Genomic DNA, 5,719 nt, shown 5'->3' with positions numbered 1-5,719 from the left:
GGCGCCAACGAGGACGGCCGCGGCACGGGCGAGCGCCTCCTCGTGGACCCGCGCGACAGCGACACCCTCTGGCTGGGCACCCGGCACGACGGACTCCTCAGGTCCACCGACCGCGGCGCCACCTGGAAGACGGCGGACACCTTCCCGGCCGCCCCGAACGCCACCGGCCAGGGCGTCACCCTGCTCGTCGCGGCCGGCCGCACGCTCTACGCCGGCTGGGGCGACGCCGACGGCACGACGGCCACGGCCAACCTGTTCCGGACGGCCGACGGCACCACCTGGGAGCCCGTCCCCGGACAGCCCGCCGGCACCGCCGCGAAGGTCCCGGTCCGCGCCGCGTACGACCGGCACACACGGGAGCTGTACCTGACGTACGCCAATGCCGCCGGCCCCAACGGCCAGTCCGACGGCAGTGTGCACAAGCTGGCCACGGCCACCGGCAAGTGGACCGAGGTCACGCCGGTGAAGCCCGGCGGCACAAGCGAGGACGGCTCAGCCGACAGCTTCGGGTACGGCGGGGCCGCCGTGGACGCCCGCCGCCCCGGCACCGTCGTGGTCTCCACCAACAACCGCTGGGCGGCCGTCGACACCCTGTACCGCACCACCGACGGCGGCCGCACCTGGACCTCCCTCAAGGACTCCGCGGTCTTCGACGTGTCCGAGACGCCCTACCTCAAGTGGGGTGAGGCAGCGCCTAAGTTCGGCTGGTGGATCCAGGCGCTGGCCGTCGACCCGTACGACTCCCGGCACATCGTCTACGGCACCGGCGCCACCCTCTACGGCACCCGTGACCTCAAGCACTGGGCCCCGCAGATCCGCGGCCTGGAGGAGACCGCCGTACGCCAGCTGATCTCGCCGCCGACGGGCGAGGCGCACCTGCTCAGCGGGCTCGGCGACATCGGTGTGATGTACCACGAGCGGCTCACCGCCTCCCCGTCGCGCGGCATGGCGACGAACCCCGTCTTCGGTTCCGCGACCGGACTCGCGCAGGCCGCGCTCAACCCGTCGTACGTGGTCCGGGCGGGCTGGGGCGACCACGGCAACGGCGCCTTCTCGCGGGACGGCGGCCGGACCTGGGCGCCCTTCGCCGCGCAGCCCGCCATCGCCAAGGACGCGCCGGGTCCGATCGCCGCCAACGCCGACGGCAGCGTGCTGCTGTGGTCCTTCGTGCACTGGGACGGCACCCGGTACCCGGCGCACCGCTCGGCGGACAACGGCGCCACCTGGACCGAGGTCCCCACCTTCCCCAAGGGCGCCACACCGGTCGCCGACCCGGCCGATCCGGCGCTCTTCTACGCCTACGACACCGACGCGGGCACCCTGCTGGCCAGCACCGACGGCGGCCGTACGTTCGCCGCGCGGGCGACCGGACTGCCCGCCGGGGACACCCAGTTCAAGGTGGTCGCGGCGCCGGGACGCTCCGGCGACCTGTGGCTGAGCGCCAAATGGAACGGCCTGTACCGGTCCACCGACGGTGGCGCCGGCTTCCAGAAGATCGACAGCTGCTGGGCCTCGTACACCCTCGGCTTCGGCAAGGCCGCGGACGGGGCCGACTACCCCGCGATCTACCAGGTGGGCTCCACCGAGACGATCACCGCCGTGCACCGCTCCGACGACGGCGCGAAGACCTGGCTGCGGATCAACGACGACGCCCACCAGTGGGGCTGGACCGGCGAGGCCATCACCGGCGACCCCCGCATCCACGGCCGCGTCTACCTCGCCACCAACGGGCGCGGCATCCAGTACGGCGAGCCCGTCTGATGCCCGGCCTGAGCACGGCGACGAACGGCCGCATCCTCTACGGCGGCGACTACAACCCCGAGCAGTGGCCCGAGGAGACCTGGCCCGAGGACATCCGGCTGATGAAGGACGCCGGCGTCAACTCGGTCACCCTCGGCGTCTTCTCCTGGGCGAAGCTCGAACCGACTCCGGGGGCACGGGAGTTCGGCTGGCTGGACCGGCTCATGGATCTGACGCACGAGCACGGCATCGGGGTCGTCCTGGCCACCCCCACCGCCTCGCCACCCCCCTGGATGGGCCGGCTCCACCCGGACACCCTGCCCGTCGACCAGGAAGGGCGCACCGAGTGGTGGGGCGGGCGCCAGCACTTCTCGCACTCCAGCGCCACCTACCGCCGCTACGCCGCCGGCATCACCGAGGACCTCGCCGCCCGCTACGGCGGCCACCCCGCCCTCACGATGTGGCACATCAACAACGAGTACTGCACCTACGACTGGAGCGACGAGGCCGCCACCCGCTTCCGCACGTGGCTGCGGAGCAGGTACGGCACCCTCGACGCCCTCAACGAGGCCTGGGGCACCGCCTTCTGGAGCCAGGGCTACGGCGACTGGGCCGAGATCCACACACCCCGCCACGCCCACTACCTGAAGAATCCCAGCCAGGTACTGGACTTCAAACGGTTCACCTCCGACATGCTCCTGGAGTGCTACACCGCCGAGCGGGACATCGTCCGCCGGGCCACCCCGCACCTTCCGGTGACCACCAACTTCATGCCGCTGTGGGCCGGCCAGGACGCCTGGCGCTGGGCCGCGGAGGAGGACGTCGTCTCCGTCGACCTCTATCCCGACCCGCGCGACCCGATCGGCGCCCAGCACGGCGCCCTGGTCCAGGACATGACCCGCTCGCAGGCCCGCGGCCCCTGGATGCTGATGGAGCAGGCCGCCGGCCCGGTCAACTGGCGCGGGGTGAACCACCCCAAGCCGCGCGGCCTCAACCGCCTCTGGTCCCTCCAGGCCGTGGCCCGCGGCGCCGACGCCGTCTGCTACTTCCAGTGGCGCCAGTCCCGCCAGGGCGCGGAGAAGTTCCACTCCGGCATGGTCAGCCACGCGGGGGAGGAGGGCCGCACCTACCAGGAGGTCAAGCAGCTCGGCGCCGACCTGGCCCGCATCTCCGGGCGGGTGACGGACCGGCACACCGTCAACGACATCGCGATCCTGCACGACTGGAACGCCTGGTGGGCGAGTTCCCAGGAGGGCCGCCTCTCCGCGCACGTCGACCACCCGGCCGTCCTGGGCGCCTGGCACCGCGCCCTGTGGGAGTCCCACCTCACCACCGACTTCGCCCACCCGGAGCACGACCTCGGCGGCTACAAGCTGGTCGTCGTCCCGCAGCTCTACCTCCTCACCGACGCCGCGATCGACAACCTCCTCGCCTACGTCCGCGGCGGCGGCACCCTCGTCAGCGGCTTCCTGACCGGCGTCGCCGACGAGGACGACCGGGTCCGCCCCGGAGGCATGGACGCCCGGCTGCGCGACCTGTTCGGCATCCGCACCCTGCACGAGTGGTGGCCCCTGGACCCGGGGGAGCGGGCCGAGTGCGACGGCTTCCGCGGCACCCTGTGGTCGGAGGAGCTCGACAAGACCGAGGAAGCGGTCGCCGAGGCCTCGTACAAGGGCGGAGAGCTGGACGGCCTGCCCGCCGTGCTCCGCAACGGCCGCGCCTGGTACGTCTCCACGCTCCCCGAACCCGAGTCCCTGCGCGAACTGCTCGCCCGGATCGCGGCCGGCGCGGGAGCCGCCCCGGTGCTCGACGGGCTGCCCGCCCAGGTCGAGGCCGTGCGCCGCGGTGACCTGCTGTTCCTGCTCAACCACGGGCGCGAGTCCGTCACCGTCGAGGTGCCGGGCAGGCACCGGGACCTCCTCACGGACACCGAGGTGAGCGACGGGCTCACCCTCGGCCGCTACGGCGCCGCGGTGCTGGCCCCATGACCGGTCCCGGCCCCGGCCCCGTCGACGGAACCTGGGAACCACGCCCGGCCGCCCGCTGGGAGGACGGCTTCCTCAGCGGCAACGGCCGTCACGGCGCCCTCGTGTTCGGCGATCCGAACGACGACCGTGTCATCGTCACCCACCACACCCTGGTCCGCCCCAACGGGGCCGAACACGCCGAGCCCCCACAGCTCGCCGCCGAACTCCCCGCCCTCCAGGACCGGTTGCTCGCCGGAGACCTCACCGCCGCCGAGGAGTTCACCGACGGACGGCCCCTGCAATGGGTGCAGCCCTTCCACCCCGCCTTCCAGATCCGGCTGCGCCGACCCGACGCCGACGCCCGCGAGTACCGCCGCAGCGTCGACTTCGCCACCGGCGAGGTCACCGCCGCCACCGCCGACTGGACCAGCCGTGTCTTCGTCTCCCGCGCCGACGACGTGATCGTCCAGCACCTCACCGGCCCCGGACTCGGCCTCGACCTCACCCTGGACCACCGGCTCCCCAACGTGCCCGCGGGCCTGGGCGTCGGCCACGGCGCGCTCCTCACCCCGGAAGGCGCCGTCCTCAGCATCCGCGCCCGCTACCCGGACAGTGACCGCGCGTACACCGGCGTCACCCTCGTCGCGGTGACCGGCGGCCGGCTCTCCCTCGCCGCCCCCGGCACCCGCGTCGAGGACGCCGACTCCGTCCTGCTCCTCACCCGCGTCCGCCGCCACACCGGCGACCTCGACGTCACCGAGGAGACCCGTGCCCTGCGCGCGATCCTCGCCGGACGCTCGTACGACGAACTCCGCGACCGGCACACGGCCCTCCACCGCACCGCCTACGAGCGCGTCGGCCTCGACCTCGACGCCGACCCCGGCGAACGCGCCCTGCCCGGCTCCGAACTGCTCGAGCGCCCCGACGGCACGGCGCTGCTGGAACGGCTCTTCGCGGCCGGCCGCTATCACCTGCTCAGCGCGAGCGGCCTCCTCCCGCCCCGCCTCACCGGGTTGTGGACCGGCGACTGGGACACGGCCTGGGCCGGCGCGTTCACCACCGACGCCAACCTGAACCTCCAGACGGCGTCGGCGGCGGCAGCCGCCCTTCCCGAGGTCACGGCGTCCCTCGCCGCGCTGATCCACGGGCAGGCGGACGACTGGCGCGAGAACGCCCGCGCGATCTTCGGCGCCCGAGGAGTCGTCGCCCCGCCGCACACCGACGGCGAGTCGGGCCTGACGTACCACTTCAGCCGCGAATACCCCCTCCACCTGTGGACCGCAGGCGCCGACTGGCTGCTCAAGCCGCTCGTCGACCACGACGAGACCCGCGGCGGACAGGACCCGCGCACGGCCGCCGCGCTCGCCGAAGTCGCCCTCTTCTACGAGGACTTCCTCACCCGCACCGACGCCGACGGACACCTCGTCGTCGTCCCGTCCTACTCACCGGAGAACCGGCCCGCGGGCGCGAGCTGGGGGGCGCTCAACGCGGCCATGGACCTCTCCGCCGCCCGCCACGCACTCCTCACCGCCGCCGCCTACCACCCCGACCACGCGGCCCGCTGGCAGGCCCTCGCCGACCGGCTCCCGCCGCACCGGACCAACGCCGACGGCGCCCTCGCCGAATGGGCCTGGCCCGGCCTCGACGACACCTACGACCACCGCCACCTCAGCCACCTCTACGCCGTCTGGCCCCTCGACGAGATCAACCCCTACGACACCCCCGGCCTCGCCGCCGCCGCCCACCGCGCGCTCGAACTGCGCGGCGCCGAGAACGACTCCGCGCACGGCCACCTCCACCACGCGCTCATCGCGGCCCGGCTGGGCGACGGCCGGCGCGTCACCGAGGCCCTCGCCCAGGTGCTGGAGGGCGACTTCTTCCACGCCTCCCTGATGAGCGCCCACTACCCCCGCCGCGACGTCTACAACGCGGACGCCGCCCACACCCTGCCCGCCGTGCTCATCGAGGCACTCGTCCAGTCGACCCCCGACCGGCTGGTCCTGCTGCCCGCC

3 protein-coding genes are annotated in these 5,719 nt (G+C 73.6%); all 3 read left to right on the top strand.

Features of this window, described 5'->3' with window-relative positions; translation table 11 throughout:
* A partial coding sequence (locus BZL64_RS19865) for a WD40/YVTN/BNR-like repeat-containing protein (protein WP_086770540.1) occupies positions 1-1,761 on the top strand: 1,761 nt, incomplete at its 5' end.
* The gene (locus BZL64_RS19860) at positions 1,761-3,728 is read left to right on the top strand and encodes a beta-galactosidase (protein ID WP_086770539.1); all 1,968 of its coding nucleotides are present in this window, start codon (positions 1,761-1,763) and stop codon (positions 3,726-3,728) included. The genes BZL64_RS19865 and BZL64_RS19860, both read left to right, overlap by 1 nt.
* Positions 3,725-5,719, top strand: a 1,995-nt coding sequence (locus BZL64_RS19855) for a glycosyl hydrolase family 95 catalytic domain-containing protein (RefSeq protein ID WP_086770538.1), incomplete at its 3' end; no start/stop codon positions are given. The genes BZL64_RS19860 and BZL64_RS19855, both read left to right, overlap by 4 nt.

The organism is Streptomyces bobili (genome assembly GCF_002154575.1).
GTDB lineage: Bacteria > Actinomycetota > Actinomycetes > Streptomycetales > Streptomycetaceae > Streptomyces > Streptomyces bobili.
Note: the sequence above shows the minus strand (reverse complement) of the source record. Positions and strands in the feature narration are given on the sequence as shown.